This window comes from Paenibacillus sp. plas6 (assembly GCF_057221655.1).
In genome coordinates this window covers 3895001-3910452 of sequence record NZ_CM170151.1, presented here as the reverse complement: position 1 = coordinate 3910452, position 15452 = coordinate 3895001, and the positions used below count along the sequence as shown (strand labels likewise).

The window sequence follows — 15452 nt, the reverse complement described above, 5'->3', positions numbered from 1 at the left end:
TATATGGACATTTCATTGGATTGCCCGCATTGTATCATTTAAGGAGGAACCGACAAATGGATATTACTTCAGCAGAATGGTGGCTATCCTTGCTGAATATCATCTTTATCGACCTTGTGCTGGCTGGCGATAATGCAATTGTTATTGCTCTTGCAGCTCGTAACCTGCCAAGCGATAAACAGAAAAAAGTTATTATTTTGGGAACAGGCGGTGCCATTGTCATCAGAATTTTAGCTACACTATTAGTAGTCAACCTACTGAATTTACCGTGGCTACATTTAGCTGGAGGATTGTTACTCATCTGGATCGCATTTAAGCTTTTGGTCCAAGAAGAAGAAGATCAGCACAGCGATATTAAAGCTGGTGTTACATTATGGCAAGCCATTCGTACCATTATAATTGCAGATGCAGCTATGGGGCTTGATAACGTAATTGCTGTAGCTGGGGCAGCAAGCGGTCATATGATGCTTGTTATATTCGGATTACTTATTAGTATTCCAGTTGTGGTATGGGGAAGCACGCTATTTATTAAACTCGTCAATCGTTTCCAATGGATTCTTTATGTTGGCGGTGGAGTGTTAGCATTTACTGCTGCTAAAATGATTGCAAGTGAAAAAGCAAAAGTTTTTAATCTAAAAGAGTTTTTTGCGGATCGTCCTGTTATGTATTGGGGATTTGTGGTTGCAATTGTCGTGATTATCATTGCTTCTGGTTATATCGTTAATAAACGTAAAGAAGCAAAACAAAAGTCTGCTAATTCTTAATGGATGTAATTAAAGAAAGCACCTATTGGAGCTCAAATTTATAGAAGCTCTAATAGGTGCTTATTTATGTTAGAACCAGTCTTCCTCATCTTGTTCCTTAAAACCAGGTTCATTGTAGCTTAGCAGTACAGTCTCTGTACGTTCAACAGCTTGCTCGATTAGCTCATCGTAATCTTCCATACTGCTTTCCACTCGTTCTACAACACGCAAATTAGGATTTGTGCTTGGAGATTTTGGTAAAAACAGCGTACAGCAATCCTCAAACGGCAAAATAGAAGTTTCGTACGTATCAATTTTTCGAGCAATTTCAATGATCTCTTGTTTATCCATTGTAATTAACGGCTTAATCATCGGCAAATTAGCGACACGCCCAATAACGTTCATACTTGATAAAGTTTGACTAGCTACTTGGCCTAGGCTTTCTCCAGTAACTATACCGCCTGCTTTCACTTTTGCAGCAAGCTGCTCAGTAATTCGCAACATAGCCCGACGCATAAGCGTAATCGTCAAATTTTCTTGATTGCTGTGGGCAAATCTTGTTTGAATTTCAGTAAATGGTACCAAATGCAAGCGAATTGGTACACCGCTGTAATAAGAAAGTCGGCGTGTTAACGTCTTAACTTTTTCAGTTGCCTGCTCGCTCGTAAATGGATAGCTATGAAAATGCACTGCCTCAAGTTCCAAACCTTTACGCAGAGCTAACCAACCAGCAACCGGACTATCAATCCCTCCTGATAATAGCAGCATCGCCTTACCGCTTGTACCGTATGGAAACCCGCCTGAGGCTGGAATCGTCTCCCAATAAATATGAGTTGCTTCCTCATGAATATCAAGCTTAAGCTCTAGTTCTGGATGATGCACATCAACCTTCAAATCTGCAAAGCGAGGCAAAATATAAGCTCCAACCAAATGGTTCATTTCATGCGATCCATGTGGAAATGCCTTCCATACGCGTCTAGCCGTCACTTTAAACGTTGCAGGCATTTTGGGCAATGATTCCATAATTTCTAAAGCGGCCGCCTGTATTTTTTCCAGCTCTGAAGGAACTGAAATAACCGGGCTAATGGAGACAATTCCGAACAAATCCTTTAAGCGATTCATTACCGGCTGATGCTCTGTGCCATTTAGTAATACATGCATCCGCCCATAGGTGCGCCAATACGTCACTTCAGGAAATGGCTTCATAGCACGTTTAACTGACTTCAGCATTTTATCTTCAAAAACTTTGCGATTGCGACCTTTCATCGTTAAGTCACCATATCGCAGCACGATGCGATCGTATTTCAATGTTTACTTCCCCTCTCAAGGTGTTTAAGTGATTGTATAATTTGATGCAGTGCATTTAACAGCTTGTCTACGTCTTGCATAGTATGTTCCTCGCCAAAACTAATGCGAATACCGCCTGCAGCCTCGCTATGCGTTGCACCAATCGCTAATAGGACACGACTTGGCTTATCGTCCTTAGATGAACAAGCAGATCGTGTCGATGCTAAAATTCCATGTTGCTCCAGCATATGAATGACAACCTCAGGTTTCATACCTGGATACGAAAAATGTACAATAAACGGAGACAGTGGTGCACCGCCATTTAATTTTAGCTCTGGTAGCTTTGCAATTCCTGCTCGTAAATGAGCAGCGAGCTGCTCAGCCGTTTGCGCTCGCTTCTCTTGACTCGTTATTGCCAGACGCAATGCTTTCGCACTTGCTACAATAGCTGCAACGTTTTCAGTTCCTGCGCGGAGAGAAAACTCCTGTGAACCGCCTGTCTGTATAGGTGCAAGCTGCAAGCCATTCCGCACGTAAAGAAAACCTACTCCTCTTGGACCTCGCAGCTTATGAGCAGAGCCGCTCAATAAATCAATTCCCCAGCCTTCAATATCAATTGGCAGCTTACCTAAGCTTTGCACTGCATCTACATGGAATTTAAGTTTTGGATAAGATTGTAACATGCGTCCAATTTCTGCAATTGGCTGAACCGTTCCAAGTTCATTATTAACATGCATGATACTTACCAATATGGTGTCATCACGCAGCGCAGCTTTCACATCATCGAGCTGTACGTGCCCATCGCGACTTACAGGAAGCTCTGTTATTTCAAACCCCTCTGCTTTAAGCTGTGCCATAGTTTCATAAACGGAAGCATGCTCAATACTGCTCGTAATGATATGTTTACCGCGTGACTGTAATGCTTTTGCTACACCTTTTATAGCTAAATTATTTGATTCAGTTCCTCCGGAAGTAAATATCCAGCGACCTTTTTCTGTTTTCATTAATGAAGCAAGCTGTTCTCTTGCTTTTTCTAACAGCCTAGCAGCCGCAACGCCGCCACCATGAAGTGAAGACGGATTAGCATAATGCTTTGTCATCACTTCCATCATCGTACGCACAACATCCTCATGTGGAGGAGTTGATGCACAATGGTCAAAATAAAGCATAATTGTTCCCTTCTTCCGTACAGTTTCCATCACCAACGTACAATATACAACAAAAACGGGAACCGCGAAACCCCCGCCACCTTTTCAATTGGCGAAGCACGAATTCCCGTCCTTATATCATTTAATCATTCATTCAAAATTAAGCCATTGCAGCATTAACCTTACCTACATATCTTTGCGTTTCTCTAGGCAATAAGCTGTATTTTTCCTTGAAATCCGCAATAGACTTAATGCCAAGTGAATCGATTCGTCCTGGTCCAGCGTTATATGCCGCTAGTGCTATATCAACTTGACCATTATATTTTTTCAAAAGCATAGATAAATATTTGGTTCCGCCCTCAATATTTTGTGCAGGATCTAAAGAGTTACTTACCCCTAGTCCTCTTGCTGTGCCATCCATCAGTTGCATTAAGCCTTTTGCCCCTGCAGAAGAAATAGCGTTTGCATTAAAATTAGATTCCGTACGTATTACTGCTTTAATTAATGCTGAAGGCACACCATATTTCGCAGCCGCAGCTTCGATTAAATCATCGTAGCTGCTTGGGCTAGAACCGACTGAGCTTGAGCCTATAGTACCAGCGCTTGCTGCACTAAGTCCACCATATACTGGTGTTGCTTCAAATTGTCCATATTCCTGAACATAACTTACGCCGTTTAAATTGCCCCAAACTTGCTGTTCAGCCTGCTGATCTTGTTGAATTGCTTCACCAAGCTTAGGATCCCAAACTTTTTGTTGCGCTTGTTGCTCTAGCAACTCTTGAAAAGTTCTATTATCTGAATCTTGTACAGTTTTTCCTGTATAATAATTCAACTGTGATTTCGCCTGTTGAAGACTAGCTGCCTTCATAGCATTGATATCCATCAGTCATCCTCCAGTTCACACAACACTATATAAAGTTTTATCGGCAATTATTTTAAGAATTTAATAGTTGATTTCACATATATCTTTTAGTATATCACAGATTAGCGTTTTCACCTAAGTGAAAAATAACTGGTAATAAATCACCAGCTACTACATAAAACTGTGATAACAAGCGAAAACATGATGCTTCTTATGTAAAATAGCTTTATTCATCTGTTTACTGTTCTTTTTGCGACAAAAGGTAATAATAACGTTATTTCACAGCCTTTGTCGAGTTGAACCATCATCGGTGTTTTCGCTATGATATAAATTAAGGAAGTAAAACTATTATAAAGAAAAAGGATAGTGAAGAAAAAAAATGGACATAGGTCTGAAGTTGTTCATGGTTGCATTATTAATTTTTTTAACTGGTTTTTTTGTTGCGGCGGAATTTGCAATTGTTCGGGTACGCTCTAGCCGAATCGATCAATTAACGCTAGAAGGAAAAAAAGGAGCTCTTTCAGTTCAAAAAATTATTAGTAATCTTGATGCTTACTTATCCGCTTGTCAGCTTGGAATTACATGTACAGCTTTGGGTCTTGGTTTTCTCGGCGAGCCTACAGTAAAAGCAATCTTAACTCCGTTATTCGACGATCTTGGCTTATCAGAAAATCTTAGCCATCCATTATCTATTGGAATTGCCTTTATCGTAATTACTTTTTTACATGTCGTTGTTGGCGAACTAGCCCCGAAGACGATGGCGATTCAAAAAGCAGAGCAAATCACTTTTCTTGTAGCTCAGCCATTAATTTGGTTTCATAAGTTACTTTATCCTTTTATTTGGACATTAAATGGATCTGCTAATGGGCTAGTAAAAATGTTTGGGTTAAAGCCTGCTACGGAACATGAGGAAGCCCATACTGAGGAAGAAATTCAAATTATTTTGAATGAAAGTTATCAAAGTGGCAAAATTAATAACACGGAATATGGTTATGTAAGTCGTATTTTTGCTTTTGATGAGCTGCTTGCAAAAGAAATAATGGTACCGCGTACTGACATGGTATGTTTATATACTAATAATTCCTTTGAACAAAACTTAGAAATTATTCGTCGAGAACAATATACACGCTTCCCAGTTGCAATGGAAAATAAAGATAATATTGTTGGGATGATCAATACGAAGCAGCTTTTCCTTGAATATAGTCGGGATAATGTTGATTTTGATCTTAAATCACTAATTCATCCTGTATTAACCGTGTCAGAAGTTACTCCGGTTAAAACTCTACTTAGACGCATGCAGCAAGAACGCGTTCATATTGCAATATTAGTTGATGAGTATGGAGGAACATCAGGGCTAATTACGATCGAAGATATTATTGAAGAAATTGTCGGGGAAATTCGTGATGAATTTGATACAGATGAGCGCAAAGAAATCGAACTGTTGGATGAAAATTGTTATTTACTAGACGGTAAAGTATTATTAAGCGAGTTATATACACTTACGGGAGTATCCTTCGAGGAAGAAGAGGTAGAAACAATTGGCGGCTGGATTTATAGTAATTTGCAAGATCCGAAACCAGGAAAAAGATTAGATTATGAAAACCTAACGTTTATTGTGCGTGAAACAAGCAAAAACCGTATTCGCAAAATTGAAATGCAAATTAATGAACGAATAGTAGCCACTGATGAAGAAACGGCTTAATCAATAGATATAAAAAATAATAAAAACCAAAGAGCCTGGGACAAAACTTGTCTCTTAAAACAAGCAAACGGTGAAATCTGTTCAAAGATTTCACCGTTTGCTCATTTTAGGCTCTGTTTTTCTAATGCTATGCTACGTTCGTAGCACATATTTCCTTAAGTTTACTGCCATTAAGGCAAGTCCAATCTCATGCTCAACTTTCCGTTTTCCTCGAACTGAAAAGCGAGTGAAACCTAAATTAGCCTTCAAGAATCCAAAAACTGGTTCTACGTCAATTTTTCGTTGACGGTAGATCTCCCCTGTTTTTTCTCCTGAAAGCTGCTCTCTTACATAGGTTTTTTGTTGTTCCCAACGTGCATTGATCATCAGTTGTCGGTGTCTTCCTTCTTGTGCTTTCGTACATGAGGATCGGAAAGGACATCCTGTACAATCCGCACAAGCATAGATCTTGAATTGTCGCTCAAACCCATCTTTATCTTTGCGTATGGTATAGCGTTGAAACGTTAGTTCCTGTCCATTTGGACAAAGATAACGATCCTTTTCGGCATCATAGTGCCAGTTACTTGTTTGAAATGGATCGGTTTTAGACTTTCTCTTTTGCTCACGCTCATACATCGTATACTTTATTAATGGAACACGCTTGCGCTTCGTGATCACATCCTCATAGTTTTGCTCACTTCCATATCCGGCATCCGCTACGATATAGGTAGGCAAGTCAAAATAATGGGTTTCAATTTCATCAAGAAAAGGAATAAGCGTCTTGGTGTCCGTTGGATTGGAATAGATACCATAAGCCAGTGTGTATTGTCCTTCGGTTGCAATTTGTACATTGTATCCAGGCTTCAATTGTCCATTCTTCATGTAGTCATCTTTCATTCGCATGAAGGTTGCATCAGGATCGGTTTTGGAATAACTGTTGCGCTTTCCGAATCGTTGTTGATGAAGCTTGTACATGTTTTTTCGTTCCATCCAATCACGGACTTGCTTGAGTAGTTGTTTTGGTGCTTTTCGCTTGCTTCGTAATTGTTTTCGTTCACTCGTATCTTCGGATGCTGCGATCTTTTCTGTATAGCTTTCAACCACTCGCTCAAGGTGTTCTGCGATCTCCAGTAAGTTTTCCGTAGAGAGTTCTTGCTCATGTTCAAGCTCTGGAATGATCTTTTGTTCCAATAACTCGTTGTACAGTTGATTCGACTTTTCAATGAGCCGAGCATGATGTTTGTCCACGGCTTTTTTCCATACAAAGGTGAACTTATTCGCATTGGCTTCAATTTTGGTTCCATCAATGAACATCGCTTCTTGGGTAATGATCTTTTCTTCCACTAACTTCGAGCGAAATTGAACGAAGCACTGGCGGAGTAAGTCTTTCATCACAGGATGAACACGGAAACGATTAATCGTACGGTAGCAAGGTTCATAGCCTTGAGCTAACCACATCATCCGAATACTGTCTTTCGTAAGAGCTTCAATTTTACGACCAGAAAAGGCAGATTGAGTGTAGCCGCATAGAATGATCTTGAGCATCATGCGCGGATGATAGGCTGGACAACCGTCACGACGAACAAACGAACGAAACGCTTCATCTGGAATACTTTCGACCAAATGATGAATGGCAAATGCGATATCATGTTTATCTAATTTAACTTCTAAATTTAGAGGCAAAACTAATTGATTCATGTTATAATCTTTAAACATAAGGAACACCTTTCTTTTGAAATTTTTGGGGTGAGATACTTAAATTTTAACAGAAAGTGTTCCTTTTGTATGTAAAAAATGAACTCCTGGCATTCTACTTTGTAGAGCACCAGGAGTTTTCTTTCATTTAGCTGGGTTTTGTCCCAGCCTCTATTTTATACCACTTAATTGTCGAAAAATTTAATCTTTAATTTCAAGTATTGATTTCTGAAACATTCTGTGCAATAATAACAAACGTGCTCGACGAAATCTGTTGTGCCGCTTTAGCTCAATTGGTAGAGCAACTGACTTGTAATCAGTAGGTTGGGGGTTCAAGTCCTCTAGGCGGCACCATTTTTCCAATCGTCACTTTCATATTGTGGCACTTATATTGCGCCGCTTTAGCTCAATTGGTAGAGCAACTGACTTGTAATCAGTAGGTTGGGGGTTCAAGTCCTCTAGGCGGCACCATTTTGACTCATTCTTCTTCTCCTTATGGCGAAGAAGTTTTTTTGTTTTCATTTTATTTTTAATCAATAAAAATAGCTGCTTCTTCTCCCTCTTAGGATTTAGAAACAGCTACGAATTGATTTATTCATCTTTATCCCATTTCTTGGAGTATGCTTTTTTAGTTACCCATAATGTAATCCAAGTTATTATGGCAATAATAATTACACTAAAAAACCATACGGATCCAGGTACATCTGCCACAATGCCCCCTCCTTTCCTGTGCTATACATAGTGTACACTAAAACAACTGTACTATTGTTAAAAAATATGAACAATATATGAAAAGGATGATAAATTATGGGTTTTCAACTGGATTTAATGGAAAATAAAATCGAGTTTTATGAAGCGTTTTCACTTCAAGAGCTAGAAAATAAAATAGCTCAGCAAATCGATAATAACAAGGCACTGTTGCTTGAACCTTATAGCGTCACTCATCAAGCAACATTTCACCCATTACATGAAAAAATGCTCTATACCGCTGTCGTTCACTATAAGCTTCGCAGACAGTAAATTTCAGACCGAGAACAAGTATTTTTTCAATTGAGCTCCAACTAATAATTGAAGGAAACATTTAGTTATGGCTAGAAGCTCCTCCAGCTATGTGAGCTTCTAGCCATTTTCTATTATTCCTCGATACGTACAAGGCTGTAGTTTTTCTTACCTTTGCGGATAATAATAAATTTACCGCCAATTGCGTGCTCTGCTGTTACAACAAAGCTCAAATCATTAATTTTTTCTCCGTTCATGGAGATAGCACCATTGGATACATCTTCACGAGCTTGACGCTTTGATGGCTCAATGCCTAGATCAACTAACCAATCAACAATGTTCTTGGATTCTTTCGTTGCTGTATATGTCGGCATTTCTTTAAAACCTAGCTCAATTTCTTCTGCAGTTAGCGAAGCAATATCACCACTAAATAGTGCAGCGGTAATACGTTTTGCCTGTGCTAGCGCCTCTTCTCCGTGAACAAAACGAGTCATTTCTTCAGCTAACGCTTTTTGTGCTTCACGCTTATGCGGCTCAGTAGCCACTTTTTCAGCTAACTCATCAATTTGATCTTTTGTTAGGAACGTAAAGTACTTCAAATATTTAATGACGTCGCGGTCATCAGTATTTGCCCAAAATTGGTAGAATTCATATGGCGTAGTCTTTTTCGGATCAAGCCAAACAGCGCCGCCAGCAGTTTTACCAAACTTTGTTCCATCAGATTTCAGCATAAGAGGAATCGTTAAACCGAACGCTTTTGCTTCTGCGCCTTCCTTCTTACGAATCAAATCAAGTCCTGCTGTAATATTTCCCCATTGATCTGAGCCGCCAATTTGCAATTGCACATCTTCATGACGATATAAGTGTAAAAAGTCAATTGACTGAAGAATTTGATAAGAAAATTCCGTGAAGGAAATACCGCTCTCTAGTCGACTTGCGACTACATCCTTCGCCAGCATATTATTTATACTGAAATTTTTACCGAAATCTCGTAAAAACTCAATAACATTAATTTTTGAAATCCAATCATAGTTATTTACTAATCGAACTGCATTATCGCCTTCAGTAACAAACAGCTTTTTCATTTGAACCGTTAATGCATCAACATTCGCTTGAATTTGCTCAAGCGTTTGCAGTGTCCGCTCAGAGGTACGTCCACTAGGATCTCCAATCGTACCAGTAGCACCCCCAATCAAAATGACAGGACGATGACCAGCAAGCTGGAATCTTTTCAAAATAATAAACGGAATTAAATGTCCAATATGCATGCTGTCTCCGGTAGGGTCAATTCCGCAGTATAAAGAAACCGACTTTTCCTCAGTTAATTTGCGCAAGCCTTCAGCATCTGTCTGCTGATTAATCGCACCGCGCCACTCCAATTCTTCAATAATATTCATCTAACCACCCCTATATTTTGTTTAAATAAAAAACGTCCCTTTCTCTGATCAGCAGAAAAAGGGACGATGATTCACCGCGTTACCACCCAAATTGCATAGTATATAGTATAATCGTACTATGCCACTCATTGCGAAATATCGGTCGCTAAGCCGCTTGGCATTACCCAAGTACTCCAGAGTGTAATTCGTAAACTTTGCATGTATCAGGTTCCATCGCCCCCTGACTTTCTAGAACAGCGGCAAAGCTACTACTTCGCTCCTTCATAGTATTACATATTAGATTACAGACAGTATAGCCAATCATAAATTGATTGTCAACCGAAAATAAACTCTTTAAAATTTACATTAACTTTAACTGCATATATTGTGATTTATGGTACACTTAACACTATAGTCATATTTTCCTAATTGGAACTGACATGAATGGATTCAACTCTAACAACATATATCACTCTTATTTGTGTGTCAGGTGTTTTTAATTTTTTTCTTTGTACGTATGCTTTCTTTCGCAAGAAAGATATTCAAGGTGCCAATACATTTATCGTATATACACTATCCCTCTGCGTCTATTGCTTTGCCTATGCGATTGGCTTAACAAGCAGCACTTTGGAACAGGTTATGTTTTGGACAACAATTGAATATATAGGAATGCCAATCTCAGTTCCTCTTGGGTTATGTGTTATTATGCAATGCTTAGGCAGGAGGATAAAGCTTCGCTATTTATTCATCTTATTTGCAATACCAATGATTACTTTTATCCTAGTTGCAACAAATTCGTATCATCATCTTTATTACAAATCGATAGTGGAACATCCTCAATACGGACTGCCATTTGTCGAAATTGAAATTGGGCCTTGGTATGTGGTACAAGGAGTTCTTACGTTTGGCTGCCTATTGTATGCGATTATTATTCTATTCATGAGATTAATCGTAACGAAAAAGGGCTCGCGCGCTACAATCGTCGTTTTACTTCTAGGTCAGTTCATTCCGATGATTACAGCTTTCCTTTATTTAATTGGTGTAACTCCTGCTGGTATCGATCCTGTACCGATCGTTATCTTTATTTCCTCTGCTCTCTATATATGGGCGGTTCTATCTGAAAATATGTTATCACTCATCCCAATCGCCAAAGAAACGATATTTGATAATATGAGCGAAGGAGTAATTGTGTTAGATCGTAATCAGCGATTAGTTGATTATAATATACGAGCTAAATTTATGTTTCCACAATTAAAGAAAGGAATGATTGGTTACAGTGTAAATCAGTTATGGAAAGATCTCACAGGAGCAAACGTACCGAACTATAAAAATAACCCTCATAAAATCCATGAACTTTCCTTAATAAGTGAAACTGGACCTAAACATTTTCAAGTACGAACTTCATTAATTAAACAATATAACAATAAGATCGTAGGTAGCCTTATGATGTTTATTGATGTTACAGAGCTCAAACAACTACAAGGTGAATTAGAGCAGCTGGCATTTTATGATGGCTTAACTAAGATATATAATCGTACGCATTTTTTCAAGCTGGTCAATCAACAGCTTAACGATACCGAACAAACTGTTCCTGTTTCGTTTGTTTTATTAGATGTTGATCGATTTAAATCAGTTAACGATAACTATGGGCATGATATGGGCGACCGTTTGCTTATTCATATAAGTGGCTGCTGCAAAAAACTATTGCCAGACAATGCGATCTTAGCTCGATTTGGCGGTGAAGAATTTGTGTTCGCTCCAATCAATTATAATCTTGATCAAGCAGAACATTTTGCTGAAATCTTAAGACAGTACGTAAGTGATCATCCGCTGAAAGCAAATTACCTTGAATTAAAAGTAACAGCAAGCTTCGGCGTTGCCGAGGTGGATCGACAAGCAGAGGATACATTGCAGGTAGCATTAATTCATGCCGATCAAGCACTATATCGTTCTAAGCGTAATGGCCGGAACAAGGTTTCCGTTTATGAAGAAGTGTCTTAAATTTAATGCTAGTGTTAAGAAGGACGATAGTGTAATGTCAATACACTAGCATTTTTATGCAAATATAAATTGAGACAATTAATCATTTATTTTCCTTGCCAGCGTATTAGGTAAGCAACACTCATAAAAAGTAAATGGCAAATGCGACTAGTGAACTGCTCTAAGGATTAAGCATTTTTCATCATTTGCTCAAAGCTTCTTAATGGTTTTACAGTATTATTCCTTGCCCTTGCCGCAATGGAAAAGGCTTATGGACATATCAGAACAGCAGAGCGACATATACGGGCAATGGAGGGCGTAATTGTATCAATTGAAGGTACAACCCTTGCTCATTTATTACGATTGCGAAATACTGTTAAATAAACGCGGTGGACTAGGATTGCCTGGGAACATCGACTATGAATCAATTTAAGTTATCATATATTCAATTTTTCATTCACTGGCATACCTATATTTACTAGTGGATTGCTGCAATAAAATTAACTATAATAATGACATAGATATTTCGGACAAGCGCCTAAATTATTTATAAAAAATTAGTGGTATGGCAACCACTTTTTCAAGGAACCTTTCTGATGAAAGGTTCTTTTTTGTGCAGCTAAGCAAGACTTGAACCTATCAGCTATCGCTCACTAAATGATTTACATAAGTGCGCATTTTAAGCCAGCTTCTTTACTGTTAACTGTTTTCTGGTATTGAAGCCACAATCAGTTCTTTTCCTACAGTAGATTGATCTACTATTGCTTTAAGCATAACTTGAGCAACATCAGAGCGATTAGTTAAAGGAACTCTAGGCATTATATATCCATCTGCTGCATCACGTACAAGTGGATTTTCTAATAAACTTAAAAATAGCATTACAGTACTACTTAAAAATAGCTTTCATTATACAAAACAAAACCTTTGCATAAACGATGCAAAACAAAAAAGCCTACTGCAAATGCAGTAGACTTCTTCTTTGCTTGGCAACGTCCTACTCTCCCAGGACCCTTCGGTCCAAGTACCATCGGCGCTGAAAGGCTTAACGGTCGTGTTCGAGATGGGTACGCGTGGTTCCCTTTCGCCATTGTCACCAAACATGGGGTTTACACCCTCAAAACTGGATAGAAAGTTTTCATCTTACGAATCATTTAGGATAAGCCCTCGACCGATTAGTACTGGTCAGCTCCATGCATTGCTGCACTTCCACCCCCAGCCTATCTACCTCGTCGTCTTCAAGGGGTCTTACTACTTGGGAAATCTCATCTTGAGGGGGGCTTCACGCTTAGATGCTTTCAGCGCTTATCCCTTCCGTACTTGGCTACCCAGCGGTGCTTCTGGCGAAACAACTGGTACACCAGCGGTACGTCCATCCCGGTCCTCTCGTACTAAGGACAGCTCCTCTCAAATTTCCTACGCCCGCGACAGATAGGGACCGAACTGTCTCACGACGTTCTGAACCCAGCTCGCGTACCGCTTTAATGGGCGAACAGCCCAACCCTTGGGACCTACTTCAGCCCCAGGATGCGATGAGCCGACATCGAGGTGCCAAACCTCCCCGTCGATGTGGACTCTTGGGGGAGATAAGCCTGTTATCCCCAGGGTAGCTTTTATCCGTTGAGCGATGGCCCTTCCATTCGGTACCACCGGATCACTAAGCCCGACTTTCGTCCCTGCTCGACTTGTGGGTCTCGCAGTCAAGCTCCCTTCTGCCTTTACACTCTTCGAATGATTTCCAACCATTCTGAGGGAACCTTTGGGCGCCTCCGTTACGCTTTAGGAGGCGACCGCCCCAGTCAAACTGCCCACCTGACACGGTCCCTTCGCCCGATTCAGGGCGACAGGTTAGAACTCCGATACGATCAGGGTGGTATCCCAACGGCGCCTCCACACAAGCTGGCGCTCATGCTTCCTAGGCTCCCACCTATCCTGTACAGATCGTACCAAAGTCCAATATCAAGCTGCAGTAAAGCTCCATGGGGTCTTTCCGTCTTGTCGCGGGTAACCTGCATCTTCACAGGTATTAAAATTTCACCGGATCTCTCGTTGAGACAGCGCCCAATTCGTTACGCCATTCGTGCGGGTCAGAATTTACCTGACAAGGAATTTCGCTACCTTAGGACCGTTATAGTTACGGCCGCCGTTTACTGGGGCTTCGGTTCATAGCTTCGGCTTACGCCTAACCATTCCCCTTAACCTTCCAGCACCGGGCAGGCGTCAGCCCGTATACGTCGTCTTACGACTTTGCACAGACCTGTGTTTTTGCTAAACAGTCGATTGGGCCTTTTCACTGCGGCCCCCTCGGGCTATTCACCCTACCGGGGCACCCCTTCTCCCGAAGTTACGGGGTCATTTTGCCGAGTTCCTTAACGAGAGTTCTTCCGCGCGCCTTAGCATGCTCTGCTCGCCTACCTGTGTCGGTTTGCGGTACGGGCACCTTCGTCTCACTAGAGGCTTTTCTTGGCAGCCTGAACTCATGACCTTCGCTACTGCAATTTTCGCTCCCCATCACAGCCCAGCCTTTCGATGAGCGGATTTGCCTACTCACCAGCCTCACTGCTTGGACGGACATCCATCAGTCCGCGTCACTATCCTTCTGCGTCACCCCTTCGCTCAAACAACTACGGTGGTACAGGAATTTCAACCTGTTGTCCTTCCACTACGCCTTTCGGCCTCGCGTTAGGTCCCGACTTACCCTGAGTGGACGAGCCTTCCTCAGGAACCCTTAGGCTTACGGCGGATAGGATTCTCACCTATCTTTTCGTTACTCATACCGGCATTCTCACTTGAATACAGTCCACCACTCCTTACGGTATGACTTCAACCCGTATTCAACGCTCCCCTACCCAATTCGTAGGCTTCACTTCAACTTCGATGGTTTGTGTTTAGCTGAAGAACATACATTTAGTCGAATTCTTGAACAACCTTAGCGGTTGATTTCGACGAATGTTAATCGTCGCTAAACACTTCTTCAAAGAAGAAGTGAAACCTACGACTTGCCATAGCTTCGGCGGTGTGTTTAGCCCCGTTACATTTTCGGCGCAGAGTCACTCGACCAGTGAGCTATTACGCACTCTTTAAATGGTGGCTGCTTCTAAGCCAACATCCTGGTTGTCTGTGCAACTCCACATCCTTTCCCACTTAACACACACTTGGGGGCCTTAGCTGATGATCTGGGCTGTTTCCCTCTTGACAATGGATCTTAGCACTCACTGTCTGACTCCTGGATATATATCAATGGCATTCGGAGTTTGACTAGACTTGGTAACCCTCGCGGGCCCCGCACCCAATCAGTGCTCTACCTCCATGATACTCGACTCCAAGGCTAGCCCTAAAGCTATTTCGGGGAGAACCAGCTATCTCCGAGTTCGATTGGAATTTCTCCGCTACCCCCACCTCATCCCCGCACTTTTCAACGTGCGTGGGTTCGGGCCTCCAGTGCGTGTTACCGCACCTTCACCCTGGACAGGGGTAGATCACACGGTTTCGGGTCTACGCCTGCATACTTTTTCGCCCTATTCAGACTCGCTTTCGCTGCGGCTCCGTCTTCCCAACTTAACCTTGCATGCAAACGTAACTCGCCGGTTCATTCTACAAAAGGCACGCCATCACCCCTTAATTGGGCTCTGACTTCTTGTAAGCGCACGGTTTCAGGTTCTTTTTCACTCCGCTCCCGCGGTG

The 15452-nt window shown here is 41.1% G+C and carries 8 protein-coding genes, 2 tRNA genes, 2 rRNA genes, 1 pseudogene and 1 other annotated feature (1 of these 14 cut by a window edge); of the genes and pseudogenes, 6 read left to right on the top strand and 7 right to left on the bottom strand.

The window, feature by feature from the left end:
- Window positions 1–56 precede the first annotated feature (56 nt).
- The gene (locus AC2TDL_RS17220; RefSeq protein WP_484697282.1) at window positions 57–764 is read left to right on the top strand and encodes a TerC family protein; all 708 of its coding nucleotides are present in this window, start codon (window positions 57–59) and stop codon (window positions 762–764) included.
- A 69-nt stretch (window positions 765–833) separates the two neighbouring features.
- Here AC2TDL_RS17220 and thiI read toward each other — a convergent pair whose 3' ends face one another.
- From thiI to AC2TDL_RS17205, 3 genes are all read right to left on the bottom strand, one after another.
- Window positions 834–2051, bottom strand: coding sequence for a tRNA uracil 4-sulfurtransferase ThiI (thiI, locus tag AC2TDL_RS17215; protein WP_484697281.1), 1218 nt, complete (start codon window positions 2049–2051; stop codon window positions 834–836).
- Entirely contained in the window at window positions 2048–3199 is a 1152-nt protein-coding gene (locus tag AC2TDL_RS17210) for a cysteine desulfurase family protein (protein WP_484701255.1), read from the bottom strand. Before AC2TDL_RS17210 ends, thiI begins: the two co-directional genes overlap by 4 nt.
- A gap of 139 nt (window positions 3200–3338) precedes the next feature.
- On the bottom strand, window positions 3339–4061 hold the full coding sequence (locus AC2TDL_RS17205) for a lytic transglycosylase domain-containing protein (RefSeq protein ID WP_484697280.1): 723 nt from the start codon (window positions 4059–4061) through the stop codon (window positions 3339–3341).
- Between the two features lie 358 nt (window positions 4062–4419).
- On the opposite strand from AC2TDL_RS17205, the gene AC2TDL_RS17200 reads away from it, so the two are divergent.
- Window positions 4420–5742, top strand: coding sequence for a hemolysin family protein (locus AC2TDL_RS17200; RefSeq protein ID WP_484697279.1), 1323 nt, complete (start codon window positions 4420–4422; stop codon window positions 5740–5742).
- 147 nt (window positions 5743–5889) lie between these two features.
- Here the strand turns inward: AC2TDL_RS17200 and AC2TDL_RS17195 are convergent.
- Window positions 5890–7437: pseudogene (locus AC2TDL_RS17195) on the bottom strand (IS1182 family transposase); the annotation flags it as partial.
- A 257-nt stretch (window positions 7438–7694) separates the two neighbouring features.
- Between AC2TDL_RS17195 and AC2TDL_RS17190 the strand changes: the two are divergent.
- The 3 genes from AC2TDL_RS17190 to AC2TDL_RS17180 all read left to right on the top strand — a co-directional run bounded on the left by AC2TDL_RS17190 (window position 7695) and on the right by AC2TDL_RS17180 (window position 8436).
- A tRNA-Thr gene (locus AC2TDL_RS17190) sits at window positions 7695–7770 on the top strand.
- 41 nt (window positions 7771–7811) lie between these two features.
- Window positions 7812–7887 (top strand) — tRNA-Thr (locus AC2TDL_RS17185).
- A gap of 336 nt (window positions 7888–8223) precedes the next feature.
- Window positions 8224–8436: a DUF2536 family protein gene (locus AC2TDL_RS17180; protein ID WP_484697278.1), complete on the top strand. Its 213-nt coding sequence runs from the start codon at window positions 8224–8226 to the stop codon at window positions 8434–8436.
- A gap of 113 nt (window positions 8437–8549) precedes the next feature.
- On the opposite strand, the gene tyrS is transcribed toward AC2TDL_RS17180, so the two are convergent.
- The gene (gene tyrS / locus AC2TDL_RS17175; protein WP_484697277.1) at window positions 8550–9812 is read right to left on the bottom strand and encodes a tyrosine--tRNA ligase; all 1263 of its coding nucleotides are present in this window, start codon (window positions 9810–9812) and stop codon (window positions 8550–8552) included.
- Between the two features lie 56 nt (window positions 9813–9868).
- Window positions 9869–10086 (bottom strand) — a binding site (T-box leader).
- A 149-nt stretch (window positions 10087–10235) separates the two neighbouring features.
- Here tyrS and AC2TDL_RS17170 point away from each other — a divergent pair.
- Window positions 10236–11792, top strand: a complete 1557-nt coding sequence (locus AC2TDL_RS17170) for a histidine kinase N-terminal 7TM domain-containing diguanylate cyclase (RefSeq protein ID WP_484697276.1) — start codon at window positions 10236–10238, stop codon at window positions 11790–11792.
- 960 nt (window positions 11793–12752) lie between these two features.
- Here AC2TDL_RS17170 and rrf read toward each other — a convergent pair.
- Window positions 12753–12869, bottom strand: a 5S ribosomal RNA gene (gene rrf, locus AC2TDL_RS17165).
- A 54-nt stretch (window positions 12870–12923) separates the two neighbouring features.
- Window positions 12924–15452, bottom strand: a 23S ribosomal RNA gene (locus tag AC2TDL_RS17160); it runs 529 nt beyond the window's last position.

Coding starts and splice junctions, on each gene's coding strand:
- AC2TDL_RS17220 (WP_484697282.1), top strand. CDS start 57: ATGGATATTACTTCAGCAGAATGGTGGCTATCCTTGCTGAATATCATC.
- AC2TDL_RS17210 (WP_484701255.1), bottom strand. CDS start 3,199: ATGCTTTATTTTGACCATTGTGCATCAACTCCTCCACATGAGGATGTT.
- AC2TDL_RS17205 (WP_484697280.1), bottom strand. CDS start 4,061: ATGGATATCAATGCTATGAAGGCAGCTAGTCTTCAACAGGCGAAATCA.
- AC2TDL_RS17200 (WP_484697279.1), top strand. CDS start 4,420: ATGGACATAGGTCTGAAGTTGTTCATGGTTGCATTATTAATTTTTTTA.
- AC2TDL_RS17180 (WP_484697278.1), top strand. CDS start 8,224: ATGGGTTTTCAACTGGATTTAATGGAAAATAAAATCGAGTTTTATGAA.
- tyrS (WP_484697277.1), bottom strand. CDS start 9,812: ATGAATATTATTGAAGAATTGGAGTGGCGCGGTGCGATTAATCAGCAG.
- AC2TDL_RS17170 (WP_484697276.1), top strand. CDS start 10,236: ATGGATTCAACTCTAACAACATATATCACTCTTATTTGTGTGTCAGGT.